This is a genomic window from Stenotrophomonas geniculata ATCC 19374 = JCM 13324 (assembly GCF_001431625.1).
Lineage (GTDB): Bacteria > Pseudomonadota > Gammaproteobacteria > Xanthomonadales > Xanthomonadaceae > Stenotrophomonas > Stenotrophomonas geniculata.
Genome location: NZ_LLXT01000094.1, coordinates 47201 through 66628, shown reverse-complemented (window position 1 = coordinate 66628; position 19428 = coordinate 47201). Strand labels below are relative to the sequence as shown.

The 19428-nt window shown below is 67.5% G+C and carries 17 protein-coding genes; 12 read left to right on the top strand and 5 right to left on the bottom strand.

Annotated features, from left to right (window positions below; translation table 11 throughout):
• Window positions 1–104 precede the first annotated feature (104 nt).
• From ARC63_RS08370 to ARC63_RS08350, 5 genes are all read left to right on the top strand, one after another.
• Window positions 105–836, top strand: a complete 732-nt coding sequence (locus tag ARC63_RS08370) for a suppressor of fused domain protein (RefSeq protein WP_057503012.1) — start codon at window positions 105–107, stop codon at window positions 834–836.
• 51 nt (window positions 837–887) lie between these two features.
• Window positions 888–1853: an NAD-dependent epimerase/dehydratase family protein gene (locus tag ARC63_RS08365; RefSeq protein WP_005411650.1), complete on the top strand. Its 966-nt coding sequence runs from the start codon at window positions 888–890 to the stop codon at window positions 1851–1853.
• An 89-nt stretch (window positions 1854–1942) separates the two neighbouring features.
• Entirely contained in the window at window positions 1943–2665 is a 723-nt protein-coding gene (locus ARC63_RS08360; protein WP_043399632.1) for a glycosyltransferase family 2 protein, read from the top strand.
• Entirely contained in the window at window positions 2665–3012 is a 348-nt protein-coding gene (locus ARC63_RS08355) for a lipid-A-disaccharide synthase N-terminal domain-containing protein (RefSeq protein WP_008267433.1), read from the top strand. The genes ARC63_RS08360 and ARC63_RS08355 overlap by 1 nt, the downstream gene beginning before the upstream one ends.
• A gap of 161 nt (window positions 3013–3173) precedes the next feature.
• Window positions 3174–4946 carry a DUF885 domain-containing protein gene (locus ARC63_RS08350; protein WP_049413225.1) on the top strand — a complete coding sequence of 591 codons (1773 nt, stop codon included), beginning with the start codon at window positions 3174–3176 and terminating at the stop codon, window positions 4944–4946.
• Between the two features lie 59 nt (window positions 4947–5005).
• Here ARC63_RS08350 and ARC63_RS08345 read toward each other — a convergent pair whose 3' ends face one another.
• From ARC63_RS08345 to ARC63_RS08325, 5 genes are all read right to left on the bottom strand, one after another.
• Window positions 5006–8215: an efflux RND transporter permease subunit gene (locus ARC63_RS08345; protein WP_057503011.1), complete on the bottom strand. Its 3210-nt coding sequence runs from the start codon at window positions 8213–8215 to the stop codon at window positions 5006–5008.
• A 10-nt stretch (window positions 8216–8225) separates the two neighbouring features.
• Complete coding sequence (locus ARC63_RS08340; RefSeq protein WP_057503010.1) at window positions 8226–9431, bottom strand: efflux RND transporter periplasmic adaptor subunit; 1206 nt, start codon at window positions 9429–9431, stop codon at window positions 8226–8228.
• Window positions 9428–10681 (bottom strand): TolC family protein, encoded by a 1254-nt coding sequence (locus ARC63_RS08335; protein WP_010482369.1) that lies wholly within the window; start codon window positions 10679–10681, stop codon window positions 9428–9430. The genes ARC63_RS08340 and ARC63_RS08335 overlap by 4 nt, the downstream gene beginning before the upstream one ends.
• 56 nt (window positions 10682–10737) lie before the next feature.
• Window positions 10738–11070 (bottom strand): hypothetical protein, encoded by a 333-nt coding sequence (locus tag ARC63_RS08330; RefSeq protein WP_019337929.1) that lies wholly within the window; start codon window positions 11068–11070, stop codon window positions 10738–10740.
• Window positions 11071–11228: 158 nt separating this feature from the next.
• Window positions 11229–11627, bottom strand: coding sequence for a RidA family protein (locus ARC63_RS08325; RefSeq protein WP_019661743.1), 399 nt, complete (start codon window positions 11625–11627; stop codon window positions 11229–11231).
• 108 nt (window positions 11628–11735) lie between these two features.
• Between ARC63_RS08325 and ARC63_RS08320 the strand changes: the two genes are divergently transcribed.
• The 7 genes from ARC63_RS08320 (at window position 11736) to uvrD (ending at window position 19335) form a co-directional block, all read left to right on the top strand.
• Window positions 11736–12623 carry a LysR family transcriptional regulator gene (locus ARC63_RS08320; RefSeq protein WP_057503009.1) on the top strand — a complete coding sequence of 296 codons (888 nt, stop codon included), beginning with the start codon at window positions 11736–11738 and terminating at the stop codon, window positions 12621–12623.
• 172 nt (window positions 12624–12795) lie between these two features.
• On the top strand, window positions 12796–13305 hold the full coding sequence (gene dnaQ, locus ARC63_RS08315; protein ID WP_057503008.1) for a DNA polymerase III subunit epsilon: 510 nt from the start codon (window positions 12796–12798) through the stop codon (window positions 13303–13305).
• A 249-nt stretch (window positions 13306–13554) separates the two neighbouring features.
• The gene (gene rpmB, locus ARC63_RS08310) at window positions 13555–13791 is read left to right on the top strand and encodes a 50S ribosomal protein L28 (protein WP_005411638.1); all 237 of its coding nucleotides are present in this window, start codon (window positions 13555–13557) and stop codon (window positions 13789–13791) included.
• 10 nt (window positions 13792–13801) lie between these two features.
• On the top strand, window positions 13802–13969 hold the full coding sequence (gene rpmG, locus ARC63_RS08305; RefSeq protein WP_169411268.1) for a 50S ribosomal protein L33: 168 nt from the start codon (window positions 13802–13804) through the stop codon (window positions 13967–13969).
• Window positions 13970–14243: 274 nt separating this feature from the next.
• Window positions 14244–15662 carry a cardiolipin synthase gene (cls, locus tag ARC63_RS08300; protein WP_010482360.1) on the top strand — a complete coding sequence of 473 codons (1419 nt, stop codon included), beginning with the start codon at window positions 14244–14246 and terminating at the stop codon, window positions 15660–15662.
• A 45-nt stretch (window positions 15663–15707) separates the two neighbouring features.
• Window positions 15708–17132: an FAD/NAD(P)-binding protein gene (locus ARC63_RS08295; RefSeq protein ID WP_057503007.1), complete on the top strand. Its 1425-nt coding sequence runs from the start codon at window positions 15708–15710 to the stop codon at window positions 17130–17132.
• Window positions 17133–17142: 10 nt separating this feature from the next.
• Window positions 17143–19335: a DNA helicase II gene (gene uvrD / locus ARC63_RS08290; protein WP_057503032.1), complete on the top strand. Its 2193-nt coding sequence runs from the start codon at window positions 17143–17145 to the stop codon at window positions 19333–19335.
• Window positions 19336–19428: the final 93 nt, after the last annotated feature.

Sequence of the window (19428 nt, the reverse complement as noted above, 5' to 3'; positions counted from 1 at the left end):
GCGGCCTGTTCCTGCCGCGTCCTGCAGGTGACAGGGAACGCACCGCCGCGCGCGCCGGGGGATGCATCGCTCTCCGGTCCGTGGCCTCATCCAGGGAGCAGGACATGAGCAACACATTCGACGACGTCAGCCCGGGCGGCAGCCCGATCATGGTGCACAGCCGCCAGAAGGACTTCACCCCGCCACAGGGCGAAGAACACATCGAGGCGATCGGCGCGCACATCGAGCGCCATCTGGGTCCGGTGTCCGGTGTCTTCCACGAGATCATCTCCGACCTGGTGCACATCGACGTGCACGTGGTACCGGCCACTGACCAGTGTCCGTACCTGCGACTGGTCACCTCCGGCATGAGCGACCTGCCGATGACCGTGCCCGCCGAGGTGGACGCGGACGTGCCCCGCTACATGGAACTGATGGTGACCCTGCCGGCTGACTGGCCGATCTCGCAGGATGCCTTCGAGGACGAACGCAATTACTGGCCGGTGCGCCTGCTGAAGGGCATGGCGCGGCTGCCGCACGAGTACGACACCTGGCTGGGCTTCGGCCACACCATTCCCAACGGCCACCCCAGCGAGCCCTACGCGCAGGGCGTGGGCTTCGACGGTGCCATTGTGCTGCCGCCGGTGACGACCCCGGAGGACTTCGCCACGCTGGAACTGGACGACGGCAAGACCATCAGCTTCATGGCCCTGGTTCCGCTGTATCCGGAAGAGATGGATCTGAAGCTGAAGAAGGGCGCCGAGGCGCTGCTCGACCGCTTCGATGCGAAGAAGATCCAGGACGTGATCGAACCCGGCCGCGCCAATGTGGCCAAGAAGCGTTTCGGGCTGTTCTGAGCTCGCAGCGTATCCTCTGCACCTGTACTCATTGATCTCCAGGCAACTGCCATGACCATCCTGCTCACCGGCGCTGCCGGCTTCATCGGTGCCTACACCGCCCGCGCGCTGCTGGAGGCGGGCCAGCCGGTGGTCGGCCTGGACAACTTCAACGACTACTACGACCCGCAGATCAAGCGCGACCGCGTGGCAGCGCTGTGCCCGGCGCTGGACCTGCGCACCCTGGACCTGACCGACCAGCAGGGCTTGGCGGCACTGTTCGACGAAGTGAAGCCGACCGCGGTGATCCATCTGGCCGCGCAGGCCGGCGTGCGCTATTCGCTGGAAAACCCGCATGCCTACGTCGACAGCAACCTGGTCGGCTTCGTCAACATGCTCGAGCTGTGTCGCCACCGTGGCGTGCAACACCTGGTCTATGCCTCCAGCAGTTCGGTCTACGGCGATTCGGCCACGCCGCCGTTCTCCGAGGACCAGCGCGTGGACCAGCCGCGCTCGCTGTACGCGGCGACCAAGGCGGCCAACGAGCTGATGGCCTACACCTACGCGCAGCTTTACGGCCTGCATGCCACCGGCCTGCGCTTCTTCACCGTGTATGGCCCGTGGGGCCGGCCGGACATGGCGCCGCTGCTGTTCTCGCGCGCGGTGCTGGCGGGGCGGCCGATCGACGTGTTCAACGAAGGCCGCATGCAGCGCGATTTCACACATGTCTCCGACATCGTGTCGGGTATTCTCGGCGCGCTCGCGCATCCGGCCGATGGTCCGGTACCGCACCGGGTGTTCAACCTCGGCAACCATACGCCGGTCGAGCTGGAGCGCTTCATCAGCGTGATCGAGCAGGCGGCCGGCCGCCCCGCGCAGAAGGTCTACAAGCCCATGCAGCCCGGCGACATGGTACGCACGATGGCCGACACCCGGCGCGCCCATGACGCATTCGGCTTCGATGCGGTGACCCCGATCGAAGAAGGGTTGCCCCCCGTCGTGCAGTGGTGCCGCGAGTACTTTGGTGATCGCGCCTGAGGAGGGATCCTCACACAGCCGGATTCATCTTCGGATAACCTCGGCTTCGGAGAATGCGCGGTCTTTGTCCCCCTTTGGCCGAGTGCCTTATGAGCCAACCCGAGCTTTCCGTTGTCGTCCCGGTATTCAACGAGCGCGACAATGTCGCCCCGCTGGTTGCCGAAATCACCGCTGCACTGCGCGGGCGGCTGCCGTTCGAGATCGTCTACATCGACGATCACTCGCGCGATGACACCCTGTCTGTGCTGCAGGGCCTGAAGGCGACCACGCCGGAACTGCGGGTGCTGCACCACGTGAACCAGAGCGGGCAGAGCACCGCCGTGCGCACCGGCGTCAAGCACGCACGGGCGCCCTGGATCGCCACCCTCGATGGTGACGGCCAGAACGATCCGGCCGATATTCCCAAACTGCTGGCCGCGCGCGATGCCGCCGAGACGCAGGTGAAGCTGTTCGCCGGCTGGCGTGTCAACCGCCAGGACAGCGGCAGCAAGCGCTGGGCCAGCAAGTGGGCCAACGCCATCCGTGCACGCATGCTGCGCGACGATACGCCCGATACCGGCTGCGGCATCAAGCTGTTCGAGCGCAGCGCGTTCCTCGACCTGCCGTACTTCGACCACATGCACCGCTACCTGCCGGCGCTGATGCAGCGTGCTGGCTGGAAGACCACTAGCGTGCCGGTCAACCACCGCCACCGTACCGCCGGCGTGTCCAAGTACAACAATCTGGGCCGCGCGCTGGTCGGCATTCGTGATCTGCGCGGCGTGGCCTGGCTGATCACCCGCAGCAAGCGCACTGCGGTGGAAGAGCGGTGATGGGGCTGGAACTGCACTGGCTCGACCAGCCGCTGACCTGGCTGTACTGGACCGGCCTGCATGTGACCGGCTGGAAGCTGATCGGCTATACCGGCGCGCTGATGTTCGGTGGCCGCTGGCTGGTCCAGTTCATCGCGTCCAAGCGTGCGGGCAAGCCGGTGATCCCGCGGCTGTTCTGGTACATGAGCGTGGTCGGCAGCCTGATGACGCTGAGCTACTTCCTGTTCTCGGCCAAGCAGGACTCGGTGGGCGTGCTGCAGAACCTGTTCCCGGCGTTCACCGCGCTGTACAGCCTGCAGCTGGACATCAAGCACCGGGGCTGGAAGCGGGACAGGGCCAGCCACTAGGTCTCCGGTAGATGCCGACCTTGGTCGGCGCTGGGTTTGGGGCCAACCCAGGTTGGCCGCTACCGGGGCCCCGGTCCGCGGCGCAGGCAGGACCTTCGTCCCATGCCACGGACGATGAGCGGTGCCATGATCGGGGTCTGCCTTCCCGGGAACCTGTGCTCGTGAAAACCCGTCTTGCCGTTGCCCTGCTGATCGCCCTGTCCGCCCCTGCCGTGGCCCTGGCCGCGCCGCCCGCCACCGCCGCACCGGCCAGCGTGGCCACCGAATCGCCCGCCGATGCCGCCTTCCGCGCGCTGTACGAGAAGGAATGGAAGTGGCGCCAGGATGGCGGCGGCGAGGCCAGCGAGGACGAAGACGCTCCGGCCAACGCCACCCGCATGCCCGACGTCGGCCCGGCCGCGCAGCAGGCGCGCCTGAAGGTGTGGGACGAGACCCTCGCCGCGCTGAAGAAGATCGATCCGAAGACCCTGTCGCCCGACAACCAGGTCAACTACGCGATCTACCACGACCAGGTGTTCAACCTGGCCGAAGAGACGCGCCTGCGTGGCTACGAGATGCCGTTCAACGCCGACTCCTCGTTCTGGTCCAACCTGTCCTTCATGGCCCGGCGCGAGATGAAGACCGTGCAGGACTACCAGAACTACATCGCACGGCTGAACGATGTGCCGCGCTACTTCGGCCAGCAGACCGACAACATGCGCGCCGGCCTGAAGCGCGGCTTCAGCGTGCCGCGTGCCGTGCTCGATGGCCGCGAGGTCTCCATCGCCACCGTCGCCGAATTGAAGGACCCGACCGAATCGCCGCTGTACGCGCCGTTCAAGAAGCTGCCCAACACCGTTCCGGCGGCCGAACAGGCCAGGCTGCAGGCGCAGGCGCGTGAAGCGATCAGTGGCAAGGTGGTGCCCGCGTTCCAGCAGCTGCGCACCTTCTTCGTCAACGAGTACGTGCCGCAGGCGCGCACCACCCTGGCCGCCGAAGCGATGCCCGACGGCAAGGCGTACTACAAGCAGCAGATCCACGAATACACCACGCTGGACCTGTCGCCGGACGAGATCCACCGCATCGGCCTGGATGAAGTCGCACGCATCCAGAAGGAAATGAACGACATCATCAAGCAGGTGAAGTTCAAGGGCAGCTTCGCCGAATTCCTGACCTTCCTGCGTACCGACCCGCAGTTCTACGCCAAGACGCCGGAAGAGCTGCTGTCGCGTGCCGCGTGGATCTCCAAGCGCGCCGATGGCCAGCTTGGCAAGTACATGACGCTGCCGCGCGCCCGCTTCACCATCGTGCCGGTGCCGCCGGACATTGCGCCGTTCTGGACCGCCGGCCGCGGTGGCATGGGCACCTACTGGCTCAACACCTACAACCTGCCGTCGCGCCCGCTGTACAACCTGCCGGCACTGACCCTGCATGAGTCCGATCCGGGCCACGCGTTGCAGGGCGCCATCGCCGCCGAGCAGAAGAACCTGCCCGAGTTCCGCCGCAACGCCTACATCTCCGCCTATGGCGAAGGCTGGGCGCTGTACTGCGAGAAGCTGGGCGTGGAGATGGGCATCTACGAAACCCCGTACGAGGATTTCGGCCGCCTGACCTATGAGATGTGGCGCGCCGCGCGCCTGGTGATCGACACCGGCGTGCACAGCAAGGGCTGGACCCGCGAGCAGGCGTTGGCCTACCTGCGTGACCACACCGCGCTGAGCGAGCATGAAGTGACCACCGAAGTGGACCGCTACATTTCCTGGCCGGGCCAGGCGCTGAGCTACAAGCTGGGCGAGATCGCCATCGTGCGCCTGCGTGCGCAGGCCGAGAAGGAGCTGGGCGACAAGTTCGACATCAAGGGTTTCCACGACACCCTGCTCAAGCAGGGCTCGGTGCCGCTGCCGGTGCTGGAACAGCAGATCCAGGCCTACATCGCCGAACGCAAGAAGGCCTGACCGTCGTGTGATCGGGTCAGAGCCCCGCCCGAAGGGCGGGGCTCCGACCCCCTCTCACCTCACCCCACCGACCGCGGCTTGGCCACGCGCGCGGCAAACGTCGGCAGCACCAGCAGGGTCAGCACGGTGGCGGTGATCAGGCCACCGATCACCACCGTCGCCAGCGGCTTCTGCACCTCCGCGCCGGAACCACTGGCAATCGCCATCGGAATGAAGCCGACGATCGCCACCAGCGCCGTGGTCAACACCGCGCGGATGCGGCTGGAGGCACCGTTGATCGCCGCCTGCAGCGGCAGGTCGCCGGCATCCAGGCGTTCGCGGATCGCCTGCATCAACACCAGGCCGTTCAAGGTCGCCACGCCGGAGACGGCGATGAAGCCAACCGCCGCCGATACCGAGAACGGCATGCCACGCAGCAGCAGCGCGAGGATGCCGCCGACCAGCGCCAACGGCACGCAGCTGAACACCAGAATGGCTTCCTTGCCGCTGCGCAGGGCCATGAACAGCAGGCTGCCGATCAGCAGGAACACCACCGGCACTACCGTCGCCAGCCGCTTCTCCGCGCGCTGCAGGTTCTCGAACTGGCCACCCCAGGTCAGGTAGGCACCCGGCGGCAGTGCCACGTTGGCGACGGCGGCCTGCGCCTCGCCGACGAAGCCACCCAGGTCGCGCCCACGCACGTTGGCCTGCACCACCACGCGGCGGCTGCCGTTGTTGCGGCTGATCTGGTTCGGCCCTTCGCTCACCGTGATGCGCGCCACCGACGACAGCGGAATCACCAGCCCCGACGGCGTGGCGATCGGCAGTGACGCGAGCTGGTCCGGATCGTTGCGCGAGGCATCGTCCAGGCGCACCACCACGTTGAAGCGGCGATCACCTTCGAAGATCTTGCCGGCCGCAGTGCCGCCAATGCCGGTGGACAGCGCATCGCTCACGTCCGCGGCGGTCAGCCCGTACTGCGCCGCCGCCACGTGGTCGATCGCCACGTTCAGCGTGGGCAGGCCGGAAATCTGTTCCACCCGCACATCGGCAGCGCCATCCACCGCACGCAGCTTGAGCGCCACCTGGTCGGCCACCTTCTGCAGCTGGCTGAAGTCATCGCCGAAGACCATCACCGCCAGGTCGGTACGCACGCCGGAAATCAACTCGTTGAAGCGCAGCTCGATTGGCTGGCTGAACTCGAAGCTGTTGCCCAGCTGCTGGCCGGCCAGTTTCTCGAAGCGCGCCACCAGGGCTTCCTTGTCCAGCTTCGGATCGGGCCAGTCCTTGCGCGGCTTCAGCATGATCACGCTGTCGGAGATATTGGTCGGCATCGGATCGATCGCCGCCTCGGCGGTACCGGTACGCGAGAACACCGTCTCCACTTCCGGCTGCTTGGCAATCACCTTCTCCAACGCCAGTTGCATGGCCAGTGACTGCTCCAGCGACGTCGATGGCACGCGCAGGGCCTGCATCGCCACGTTGCCTTCGTCCAGCGTCGGCATGAACTCACGGCCCAGCAGCGAGAACGAGCCGATGCCCACCACCACCATCATCACCGCACCGGCCACCACCGTGCGCGGATGCGCCACGGCCTTGCGGATCACCGGCTCGATGCGCGCACGCAGTACACGGATCAGCTTGGTTTCGTGCTCGCCATCATCGCTGTGTGCCTCGCCGTCCTTCAGCTTCGGCTCGCGCACCAGCAGTGCGGCCATCGCCGGCACGAAGGTGAAAGAGAAGAGGAAGGCACCGACCAGGGCCAGCATGAAGGTCGCCGCCATCGGGTGGAACGTCTTGCCCTCCACGCCTTCCAGGGTGAGGATCGGCGCGAACACCAGCAGGATGATCAGCTGGCCGAACGCCGCCGGGCGCGCCATCTTCAGCGCCGAATCGGCGGCCACGCGCAGGCGTTCCATCGCGGTCAGCGCACGGCCCAGTTCGGCGCGGCGCTGGCCCAGCATCAGCAGGGTCGACTCGACCACGATCACCGCACCGTCCACCAGGATGCCGAAGTCCAGCGCACCCAGGCTCATCAGGTTGCCGCTGATGCCGAAGCGGTTCATGCCGATCACTGCGAACAGGAACGACAGCGGGATCACCAGCGCGGTGATCGTCGCCGCACGCAGGTTGCCCAGCAGCAGGAACAGCACCACCACCACCAGCAGTGCGCCCTCGGTGAGGTTCCTGGCCACGGTCTTGATGGTGGAATTGACCAGCACGCTGCGGTCCAGCACCGGTGCCGCCACGATGTCGGCCGGCAGCGATTTGTTCACTTGTTCCAGGCGCGCCGCAGCTGCCTGCGCCACGGTGCGGCTGTTGCCACCGGCGATCATCAGCGCGGTACCCAGCACGGCTTCATGGCCATTGCGGCTGGCCGCACCCAGGCGCGGCGCGCGGCTCAGGTCGACGTCGGCCACATCGGCTACGCGCACCACCACGCCATTGCGGGTGGCCACCGGCGCCTGCGCCAGGTCGTCGGTGGTCAGCGCCAGGCCGTCGGCACGTACCACCAGGCCCTCGCCGGCACGCTGCACGAAACCGGCACCGGCCTGCACGTTGGAACGCTGCAGGGCAGTGACCAGGTCGGCCAGGCCGAGGCCGTGCGCGGCCAGCTTGGCGCTGTCCGGATGCACGCCGTACTCCTTGACGTAGCCGCCAACCGTATCGACGCCGGCCAGCCCCGGACTGGAACGCATCTGCGGCGCGATGATCCAGTCCTGCACGGTGCGCAGGTAGGTCGCGCGTTCATCCGGCGTGCGCAGCAGGTTGCCTTCCGGTGTGCGGTAGACCTCACCGGCCTGCCAGCCGGCTTCACCGGGCTTGGCCAGCTTGGCTGGGTCGAACGTGGTGAAGTCCACCGTCCACATCAGCACTTCACCGAGGCCGGTGGTGACCGGCGACAGCATCGGTGATGCACCATCGGGCAGGTCTTCCGACGCTTCGCGCATGCGCTCGGCTACCTGCTGGCGGGCGAAGTAGATGTCGGTGGCATCGGTGAAGATCGCGGTGACCTGCGAGAAGCCATTGCGCGACAGCGAACGCGTGGTGGTCAGGCCGGGAATGCCGGCCAGCGCGGTTTCCAGCGGATAGGTCACCTGCCGCTCGATCTGCTCCGGGGTCAGTGCTGGCGCCACCGTGTTGATCTGTACCTGGCGATTGGTGATGTCCGGCACCGCGTCGATCGGCAGCTTGCCGAGCTGGAACAGGCCCACGGCGGCGATCAGCGCGGCCATGAACACCACCAGCCAGCGGTGGCGCACCGCTGTTTCAATGATCAGCTTGAACATGGTCGCCTCCTCAGTGGCCGTGCTCGGCTTCGCCCTTGGCCAGTTCGGCCTTGAGCAGGAAGGCGTTGGCACCGACGATGCGCTCGTTGCCGGTCAGCCCACCGAGGATCTCGATACGGTCGCCGGCGCGACGCCCGGCCAGTACCGGCTGCGCCTTGAAGCCGCCTTCGACGGCGACGAACACCACACTGCTGCCATCGACGTTCTGCACCGCATCGGCGGGCACGCTGAGCGAGCCGTCCTGACCTTCGGTGACCACCACGGCCGACACCGGCGAACCGGCCGGCGGCAGCGAAGCATCCACCGGCGTGGCGCGGATCACCGCGACGCCGCCCTGCTGGCGGACATCGGCGGCCGAGCCGGTGACGGTGGCGGTGAAGCTGCCCCCCGGCACACTCACTTCCAGCTTCATGCCCGGCGTGACCTGTGCAGCGAGCGCCGGCGGTGCGGTGAACACCAGCTCGTTCATCGACGGGTCGGCGACATCGGCCACCGCGCTGCCGGCAGCGACCACACCACCCGGGGTGACCTGCACGTTGCCGACGATGCCGGCCACCGGGCTGGTGATGCGCACGCGGCCACTGGCATCGGGCGCACCGTTGGCGGCGGCCTGGGCCTGCGCGGCGGCGGCCTGGGCCTGTGCCGCGAGCGAGCGTGCGCGCGAGGCTTCCATTTCCTGGCGCGCGACCACGCCCTGGTCGACCAGCGCCTTGTCGCGGCCATAGGCCAGGCGCGCAGCCTCGGCTTCGGCCGAGGCGGCCAGCGCATTGGCGCGGAACACCGCCGCTTCGCCACTGACCACGATGGCCAGGGCCTGGTTCTGCTTCACTGCGGTGCCCGGTGCGACCAGCACGCGTTCGACGCGGCCGGTCACGGTCGACGCCACCGAGGCACGTGCGCCCAGCGACGGCTCGACGCGGCCGGACAGGCGCGTCGAGCCACCGCCACCGCGGCCGATGGCGACCACCTCGATACCGGACGCCTTGATCTGCTCCGGGGTCAGCGGCACCACGCCTTCATCGGCGTCAGCCGGCACCTTGGCGGCTTCCGCCTTGGCTTCCTTGCTGTCGGTCGCGTGGCCATGGCCATCGTCGGTGCCCGCCTTGGCCGCGGCGGGGTCTTCATTTGCAGGTGTCTGCGCGTTGCCTGCGCAGCCGGCCAGCAGCACGGTCAGCAGCACGCCGCCGATCAGCGGGAAGGTACGGGAGAGAGTCATGGGGCCTCCACAAAAGGTGCGCGCCCTTCAAGGCGGGCAAGATCGATTTCCGCGCCGACGCGCGACAGGCGCGCATCCACGGCGGCGCCGCGGGCGGCGATGAGGGCGCTGCGCGTGCTGCGCAGTTCCAGCTGCGAGATGCGTCCGGCGTCGAAGCCGATGCGTGCAAGGCGGTAGGCCTCTTCGGCGGCGACCACGCTTTCATCGGCGGCACGGGTGCGGCTGCCGGCCGCCTTCAGCCCGGCCACGGCGGACAGGCGTGCGGCCTCGCTGTCGCGGCGCTGCTGGTCCAGGCGTGCCTCGGCCGCGCGCTGGTCGGCATTGGCGGCGCGGATGCCACCGCGGTTACGGTCGAACAGCGGGATGCTGAGGCTGAGCCCGAGGTTGTAGGCACGCTCGCCGCCTTCGCGGAAGCGGGTCTGTGCGGCGGTGACGCTGAGGTCGGGCAGGGCGCGCTTGCGCTCCACGTCGACCAGCTTGCCCGCCGCATCGGCTTCGGCTTCGGCAATGCGCACTGCCAGTGCGGTATCGGTGGCACCGCGCGGCAGCGGCGGTGCGCGGTCGAGCAGGCTGTTGTCGATCGACTGCACCGGCGCATCCAGCAGCGCGGTGCCGGCCAGGCGGGCCAGCGCGGCATCGCGGAACGCCTGTGCTTCATCCAGCGACGCCATGGCATTGGCTACTTCGCTCTGCGCTTGCACCGCGCGCAGCTGTGGTTCGCGGCCCTGCTTGACCATGGCGTTGACGGCGTTGGCGTCATCGCGGGTCAGTGACAGTGCTTCCTCGGCCAGGGTGTAGCGGCGCAGTGCACTTTCCGCCTGTGCATAGACCACCGCCAGCTGGCTGGCCACGTCGCTGCGACTCTGCGCGCCACGCAGGTTGGCCGCCTGGGCCTCGGCACGGGCGGCACGAACGCGCGCGCCACGCTGGCCCCAGACCTCCAGCGGCTGGGACAGGGTGAGTACGGTGTCGGCCTTGCCCATGCCGCGGTAGGTGCCGGAGCCCCAGGCGTTTTCGGCCGACCAGGAAAGGGAGGGGTTGGGTAGCGCACGGGCCTGGTCGGCGCGCGCATCGGCGGCCTCGGCCAGTGCCGTGCCCACACGGGTGCCGGGCAGCTGGTCCAGGCGTTCAAGCAGGGTGTCGTAGGAGGGGGCGGCTTGCGCCATCACCGATGCCGCCGGGGCCAGGCCCAGCAACACGGCGACGACCAGCCCGGCCGCACGCGGCGACCGAGGTGTCAGGATCGACATAGGGGGATTCCGGTTGTGAGTGAAACGGGAGCCCGCAATCGCGGGACGCGCTCAACTCACGCCCGGGGTGGACGCGTCAATTCATCCTGGGCGACCGCATAGGTCGCCGCATCGCCCGCACTCATCCAGCGCGCCGGCAGTGGCGCCCCGAAGGCGGCGATCGTGTGCGCCGGCAGGCTCAGGTTGGAGTGGTGGCAGTGGTTGTGGCCACAGGCACCGACATGCTTGCCGTCGGTATCGCCATCGGCATCCGGTGCGGATTCCACATGCACCGTGCTGGCATGCGGTTCCACCGTGCACGCCAGGGCATCGGCCACCGGCACGACCACGAATGCCGCCATCAGCAGCATCAGCAGGGTCGAACGGAGGTGGCGGGTGATCCAGCGCATGAAGGGGAGGCTAGCAAGCGGTTTTCACCGGATACAATATCAATGGCCGCTTCGGGAATACGTCGGAATCTCCCGTTCAGGTGGGCCGGGCGCGGGGTCGGATCCCTTTCCTTCGGAAAGGGCTCTGACCCTGACACGTTGCCGGCCAGCGGCCGGCTCTACCGGTCTGCGGGCAGCTTCGCGATCACCTTGATCTCGAACTGGAACCCATACAGCCAGGTCACGCCGATACCGGTCAGGGTCGGGTGCGGCGCCTCGCCCCAGTACTCGGGCACGATCGCCCAGGCCTTCTCGAAGTTGGTTTCCGGATCGACCAGGAACACGGTCACGTCGATCACGTCATCGAACGTGCAGCCCGCAGCAGCCAACACCGCATTGAGATTCTCGAAGGCGCGGCGCACCTGCGTCTCGAAGTCCGGCTCGGGCGAACCGTCCTCGCGGCTGCCGACCTGGCCGGAAACGAACAGGAAGCCATCGGACCGGATCGCCGGCGAGTAGCGGTTGCGCTCGTACAGGGCCTGGCGCCCGGCGGGGAAAACGACATCACGCTGTGACATGGGGAAGATCCCGTGGGAGAGAACGCCATCCTCCTCGCGAGCGCTGTCTGGATAAACCGCGATGATCGGCCTAGATTGATTGCCAATCCCAAATAATCACGGCCGGCCATGGACCGTTTCGAGGCGATGCGGGCCTTTGCCCGGGTAGTGGAAACCGGCAGCTTCACCCGCGCCGCGCACACCCTGCAGATCAGCCGCACCACGGTTACCCAGCTGGTGCAGCAGCTGGAGGCGCACCTAAGGCTGCGCCTGCTCAACCGCACCACCCGGCGGGTCAGCGTCACCGCCGACGGCGCGGCCTATTACCCGCGCATCGCCCGCCTGCTGGCCGAACTGGACGAGGTCGAAGGCGGGCTGGGCGACGCGGCCGCCCAGCCGCGTGGCCGCCTGCGCGTGGATGTGCCAGGGCCCTACGCGCGGCTGCGGCTGGTACCGGTGCTGCCGGATTTCCAGGCGCGCTACCCGGAGATCCAGCTCAACGTCGGCGTGAGTGATCGCGAGGTCGATGTCATCGCCGACAACGTCGACTGCGTGATCCGTGGCGGCACACCATCCGACCCGGCGCTGGTGGCGCGGCCGCTGGCGGCGTTGCCAATCGGCTTCCATGCCAGCCCGGGCTATGTGCAGCGTTTCGGTATGCCGGCCGACCCGCGCGCGCTGGAGGGGCCGGACCACCACATGGTCGGTTTCCTCAGCCCGCGCAGTGGCCGTGCCCGCGTGTTCACTGCACAGCGCGGCGATGAGCGCATCGAGGTGCAGGGCCGCTACACGGTCGGCTTCGACGACGGCAACGCCTATCTGGCGGCGGCGCTGGCAGGTCTCGGCGTGGTCGCGCTGCCCAGCTACATGGCCGAATCGCATGTCGCACGTGGCGAACTGCTGCCGGTACTGGAGGACTGGCAGCTGCCGCCGATGCCGATGCATGTGATGTTCCCGCCCAATCGGCACATGAGCCAGCGGCTGCGGGTGTTCATCGATTGGGTGGTGGAAGCGTAGGGTTGATCGCGCGCGCCTGTAGAGCCGAGCCCACGCTCGGCTGCGTCTGGCACCAGCGCCCAAGGCCCGCGCTTAGCGCGTGAGCCGAGCACGGGCTCGGCTCTCCAGTGGGACCTTCCTGCTGCAGACATGCGAAAATCATCGCGGCACGCAACAGGAACCATCGCCACGCATGAATCGCATCGTCGCACTGGACACCGAAACCACCGGCATCTCCCACCGCCTGGGTCATCGCGTGATCGAGATCGGTGCCGTCGAACTGATCGAAGGCCAGCTCACCGGGCGCCAGTTCCACACCTACCTGCAACCGCAGCGCAGGGTCGATTGGGGCGCACAGCGCGTGCATGGCATCAGCGATGCGATGCTGGTGGGCAAGCCGCTGTTTTCCAGCAAGGCCGCCGAACTGCTGGATTTCCTGCGCGGCAGCGAGATGGTCGCGCACAACGCCACCTTCGACGTGGGCTTCCTGGACAACGAGCTGCGCCTGGCTGGCATCCCCGGCACGCTGGCCCAGCATTGCCGCATCACCTGCAGCCTGAAGCTGGCGCGTGGGCGCTGGCCCGGTCAGGGCAACAAGCTGGACGACGTGCTGCAGCGCCTGCGCATTCCAGGGACGCGTGGCCTGCATGGCGCACTGAAGGACGCCCATCTGCTGGCCCAGGTGATTCCGCACCTGCGTTAAGCCGGCCCGGCTCTACAGGGGGCCGTCGTGTTCAGCCCCGGCCTGTGGGTAACTTGCGCAAGTGCTTGAACCCGTGCATAATGCGCGGCTCGCTGTGTCCGGTTTTCTACCGGGCGGCGCCCCCGGGAGCACGTCCCCGGCCGCCCAACGCCAGCGTAACCCTTTGATTCTCTTGACGTGTGGTGGGCAACCATCGAGGCCGCCGTCTCCCGGGCTACGGGCTGACAACTACTACTATCGAGGTGCGCAATGTCCCGCGTATGCCAGGTTTCCGGCAAGCGAGTGCAGACGGGTAACAACGTCTCGCACGCCAACAACAAGACCCGTCGTCGTTTCCTGCCGAATCTGCACGAGCGCCGTTTCTGGGTGGCCAGCGAGAACCGCTGGGTCAAGCTTCGTGTTTCCGCGCATGCACTGCGCACCATCGACAAGAACGGCATTGATTCCGTTCTGGCTGAGCTGCGTGCGCGCGGCGAAAAGGTCTGAGGAGTAAAGCATCATGGCAGGCAAGCGCGATAAGGTCCGTATGATTTCCTCGGCCGGTACCGGCCACTTCTACACGACCGACAAGAACAAGAAGAACACCCCGGGGAAGATGGAATTCCTGAAGTACGATCCGGTCGTGCGCAAGCACGTCCTGTACAAGGAAGGCAAGATCAAGTAATCCGCAAGGATTGCTGATCCCCGCGAAGAAACCCGCCCTTGTGGCGGGTTTTTTCATGCCCGGTATCCACGCCCGGTGTTCCCATGGTGGGTGCCGACCGTTGGTCGGCACGCTGTTCCCATACCCGGCGGCCGCCAACCTTGGCCGGCGCACTGTCCCCGCGCCTGGTAGGTGTCGACCTTGGTCAACACGCTGGTTCAAAGCAGTCGAGCGCGGCTCGACTCTACACACCCTGCTGGGCAGAATGGCCCATCACCTCCCGACGGGCGACGCGATGCTGTTCGAGTGGCTGCTGGGTTCGTATCTGCTGCTGATCGACTGGCTGATCCGGCTGGTCGCGCTGTGCTGGATTCCCACCCGCACCACGCCGGGTGCGGCGCGCAGCTGGCTGCTGCTGGTCGGCTTCGTGCCGCTGCTGGGCCTGCCGCTGTATCTGCTGTTTGGCCACCCGTGGCTGTCACGCGAACGCATCCGCCGCCAGGCCGAGGCCTCGCAGGTCATCCGCGAGGAACAGGCGCTGCAGCACCGCCTGCGCTGGACCCCGCAGCCGGATACCGCAAGCGCCGAGATCGTGCCGCTGGTGCAGCGCCAGGGCGATTTCATGCCGGTGCACGGCAACGCAGTCGATCTGCTGACCGACTACGACGAATCGCTGCACACGCTGATCGCCGACATCGACCAGGCCGAAGACCGGGTGCACCTGCTGTACTACCTGATGTTCGACGACGCGGTGGGCGAGGCTATCGTCGAGGCCCTGCAGCGTGCGGCTGCACGGGGCGTGCAGTGCCGCGTGCTGCTCGACGCGGTGGGCGCCAAGCGCGGCCTGCGTGCCTATCGCAAACGCCTGGAAGCTCGCGATATCGAAGTGCGTGCGATGCTGCCCGGTGGCCTGCGCTGGCGCCGCAGCGGCCGCATGGACCTGCGCAACCACCGCAAGATCGCGGTGATCGACAACGAAGTGGCCTATGTCGGTTCGCAGAATCTGGCCGGCCCGCAGTTCGTGCCTGGCCACCCGAACCGCGAGCTGGTGGCGCGCGTGCGCGGCCCGGCGGTGGCGCATCTGGAAGCGGTGTTCGCCAGCGACTGGTACATGGAGACCGGCCAGCGCCTGGATGTGATCACCGATGTTCCCGAATGCGGCGACGACATCGCCACCCAGCTGCTGCCCAGCGGCCCGGCCTACCCGTACAGCAACGCGCGCGATGCGGTTGCGGCGCTGATTCATCTGGCGCGGCGCCGGCTGGTGATGGTCACCCCGTATTTCGTGCCCGACGAGGCCACGTTGAGCGCGCTGCGTATCGCCGCATTGTCCGGCGTGCAGGTGCAGTTGATCCTGTCGGCCAGCAACAACCAGCGGCTGACCTCGTGGGCGCAGGAGGCCTACTACGACGAGCTGCTGCGCTGTGGCGTGCGCATCGCGCTGTACGAACCGCAGTTCCTGCACGCCAAGCACATGAGCGTGGACGAGGACATCGCCGTACTCGGCTCGATCAACATGGATATCCGCTCGTTTGCGCTGAATGCTGAGATCGGCCTGATCTGCTACGACCATGCGCTGGTGAAGCAGTTGTGCGGGATCGAGGATGGCTACCTGCGTGAATCGCGGCAGCTGGATCTGCAGCAATGGCGCAAGCGTCCTGCCTGGCGGCGCAGCCGCGAGGGCATCGCACGCTTGGCCGATGCGTTGATGTAAGGCAATGCCGGCCGCCCATTCCGGCAATCCGGCCTGTCATCGCCGATGGCCTACAATCGGCACATGACTGATTCACCGCGTAATGGCGAACTGGACCTGGCGATCATCGGTGGTGGTGCGGCCGGGGTGCTGGTGGCGATCCAGGTACTGCGCCAGGCCCACGCGCCGCTGGCGCTGGCCATCTTCGAACCCGCCTCGCAGCTGGCCCAGGGCATCGCCTATGCCACACCATGGCCGGAGCACCTGCTGAACGTACCGGCGGCAAAGATGAATGCGTTTGCCGACCAGCCCGGCGATTTCCTCGACTATCTGGTGGCTGCCAACGCCTACCCGGGCGAGGCGCGCGAGGTGCTGGGCGAGCGTTACGTGTGTCGCCATTACTTTGCTGCCTACCTGCAGCAGCGCCTGCAGGAGGCCGTGGCCGCCAGCCCCGCACAGCTGCAGGTGATCGCGCAGCCGGTACTGGGCCTGCAGCCGGATGACCATGGCTACCAGCTGACACTCGGCGATGGCAGCACGCTGCATGCTGCGCAGGCGGTGCTGGCCACCGGCAACAGCATGCGCCCGTTGCCCGTGGCCGGTGCCGACGCGCTGCCTGCCGATGATGTGATCGAGGCCTGGGACTACGACGGTGTGCGTACCCTGGCCGGCGAACAGGCCGTGGCCATTGTCGGCTCCGGCCTGAGCATGGCCGACACCGTGCTGGCGCTGGTTGCTGCCGGTCACACCGGCCCGCTGCATGTGATCTCGCGTCACGGCCTGCTACCGCTGCCGCACGCACACGGCGGCCTGCCCACGTTCGACCCGGCCACGCTGCTGCCGATGAACCTGCGCCAGCGCCTGCGTGCGCTGCGTGGCTTCGCCCGCCAAGCGCAGGCCGATGGCCTGCCGTGGCAGGGCGTGATGGACCGCATCCGTCCGCACGGGCAGGCGCTGTGGTGCAGCCTCGACGAGGCCGACCAGCGCCGCTTCCTGCGCCATGTGGTGCGCTACTGGGACGTACATCGCCACCGCATCGCCGAAGAGGTGGATGCGCAGCTGCAGTCTCTGCAGGACAGTGGCCAACTGCGCATCCATCGGTCGCGCCTGCAGCGCGTCTGCCGCGAAGGCGATGCCCTGCGGTTGTCTGGCCGCGATGCCACCGGCAATGAACAGCAGTGGACGATGATTGGCGGGGTGATCAACGCCACCGGTGTGGAGACCCGTGCCAGTGCGCTGCGCAATCCGTTGCTGCAGCAGCTGCAGGCCGATGGCCTGGCACGCCCCGGTCCGCATGGGCTGGGCCTGGACAGCACCGTGCCGGGCGACCGCCTGCGTGCTGCCGGTGGCCAGCCGCAGGCACGGCTGGGTGTGCTCGGCAGCCTGCGCATCGGCAGCCTGTGGGAAAGCCTGGCGGTGCCTGAACTGCGTCAGCAGGCCCAGGCACTGGCCACCCAGGTGGTCGCAGGAGCCGCGACGGCGATGCCGTAAAATGGGGGGCATGGATGTCTCCCACCTGCTTGATGGCCTGAACCCGGCCCAGCGCGAAGCCGTCTCCGCTCCTCCCGGCCACCACCTGGTGCTGGCTGGTGCCGGTTCCGGCAAGACCCGCGTACTCACCCACCGCATCGCCTGGCTGCATGAAGTCAATGGCGTGCCGACCCACGGCATTTTCGCGGTGACTTTCACCAACAAGGCGGCCGGCGAGATGCGCCACCGCATCGACGCCCAGCTGCCCCATGGCAGCCGCGGCATGTGGATCGGCACCTTCCACGGCCTGGCCAACCGCCTGCTGCGCCTGCACTGGCAGGACGCGAAGCTGCCCGAAGGCTTCCAGGTGATGGATTCGGACGACCAGCTGCGGCTGGTCAAGCGCGTGGTGCAGGCGCTGGAACTGGACGACGGCAAGTACCCGGCCAAGCAGATCGCGTGGTGGATCAACGCACAGAAGGACGAGGGCCGCCGCCCGCAGCACATCCAGCCCGAGCCGCACGATGCGTGGCTGGAAACCATGCGCCAGGCCTACATCGAGTACCAGGCGCGCTGCGACCGCGCCGGCCTGGTCGACTTCGCCGAGCTGCTGCTGCGCGCGCACGAACTGCTGCGCGACAACCCGGCGCTGCTGTCGCATTACCGCGCCCGCTTCCGCGAGATCCTGGTGGACGAGTTCCAGGACACCAACGCCATCCAGTACGCCTTCGTGCGCGTGCTGGCCGGCGATTCCGGCCACGTGTTCGTGGTCGGCGACGATGACCAGGCCATCTATGGCTGGCGCGGTGCCAAGGTCGAGAACGTGCAGGGCTTCCTGCGCGACTTCCCGGGTGCGCAGACCATCCGCCTGGAGCAGAACTACCGCTCCACCGCCAACATCCTCGGTGCCGCCAACGCGGTGATCGCGCACAACCCGGATCGCATCGGCAAGCAGCTGTGGACCGACAGCGGTGACGGCGAGCCGATCGATCTGTACGCGGCGTACAACGAGATGGACGAGGCGCGCTACATCGTTGAGCGTGCCCGCCAATGGGTGCGCGACGGTGGCAGTTACACCGAAGTGGCCGTGCTCTACCGCAGCAACGCGCAGTCGCGCGCGCTGGAAGAAGCACTGCTGAGCGAACAGGTGCCGTACCGGGTGTATGGCGGCATGCGCTTCTTCGAGCGTGCCGAAATCAAGGATGCGCTGGCTTACCTGCGCTTGCTGTCCAACCGCAACGATGACGCCGCCTTCGAGCGCGCGGTCAACACGCCCACCCGGGGCATCGGCGACCGCACGCTCGACGAAGTGCGCCGCGAGGCGCGCGCACAGGGCATCTCGTTGTGGGAAGCGACCATGCTGGTCACCCAGGGCAACGCGCTGGCCGCACGCGCGCGCAATGCACTGGCCGGCTTCCTGGTGCTGGTCAACGAGCTGCAGGCGCAGACCCTGCACATGACCCTGGCCGAGCGCGTGGACCACGTGCTGGCCCGCTCGCAGCTGCGCGAGCACTGGAGCAAGGAAAGCCGCAATTCGCTGGATTCGGAATCGCGTACCGACAACCTCGACGAACTGGTCTCGGTGGCCTCGCGCTTCGTGCGCCGCGCCGACGACATCGAGGAAGTGGGCGAGGACATGGACGAGCTGGTCGCGTTCCTGGCCTATGCCGCGCTGGAGGCCGGTGAAGGCCAGGCGCAGGCCGGCGAGGACGGTGTGCAGTTGATGACCCTGCATTCGGCCAAGGGCCTGGAATTCCCGCTGGTGTTCCTGGCGGGCATGGAAGACGGCCTGTTCCCCAGCGCACGTTCGCTGGAAGAAAGCGGACGGCTGGAGGAAGAGCGCCGCCTGGCCTACGTCGGCATCACCCGCGCGCGCCAGAAGCTGGTGCTGAGCTATGCCGAATCGCGCCGCATCCACGGCCAGGACAACTACAGCCTGCCGTCGCGCTTCCTGCGTGAGATTCCGCGCGAGCTGCTGCACGAAGTGCGCCCGAAGGTACAGGTCTCGCGACCGGCCTCGATGGGTGCCAGCCGGGTGATGGGCCATGCCTCGATCGAGGCACCGCCGGTCAAGCTCGGTGCGCTGGTCACCCACCCCAAGTTCGGCGAAGGCATGGTGACTGACTACGAGGGCAGCGGCGCGCACGCCCGCGTCCAGGTCGAATTCGCCGACGCCGGCAGCAAGTGGCTGGTGATGGCGTATGCGAATCTGACGGTGATCTGATCACCGTCGAGGGGCGGGAACTCCTGTAGAGCCGAGCCATGCTCGGCTGCTTTTGGCGGAGAAAACCAGCCGAGCATCGCTCGGCTCTACCAA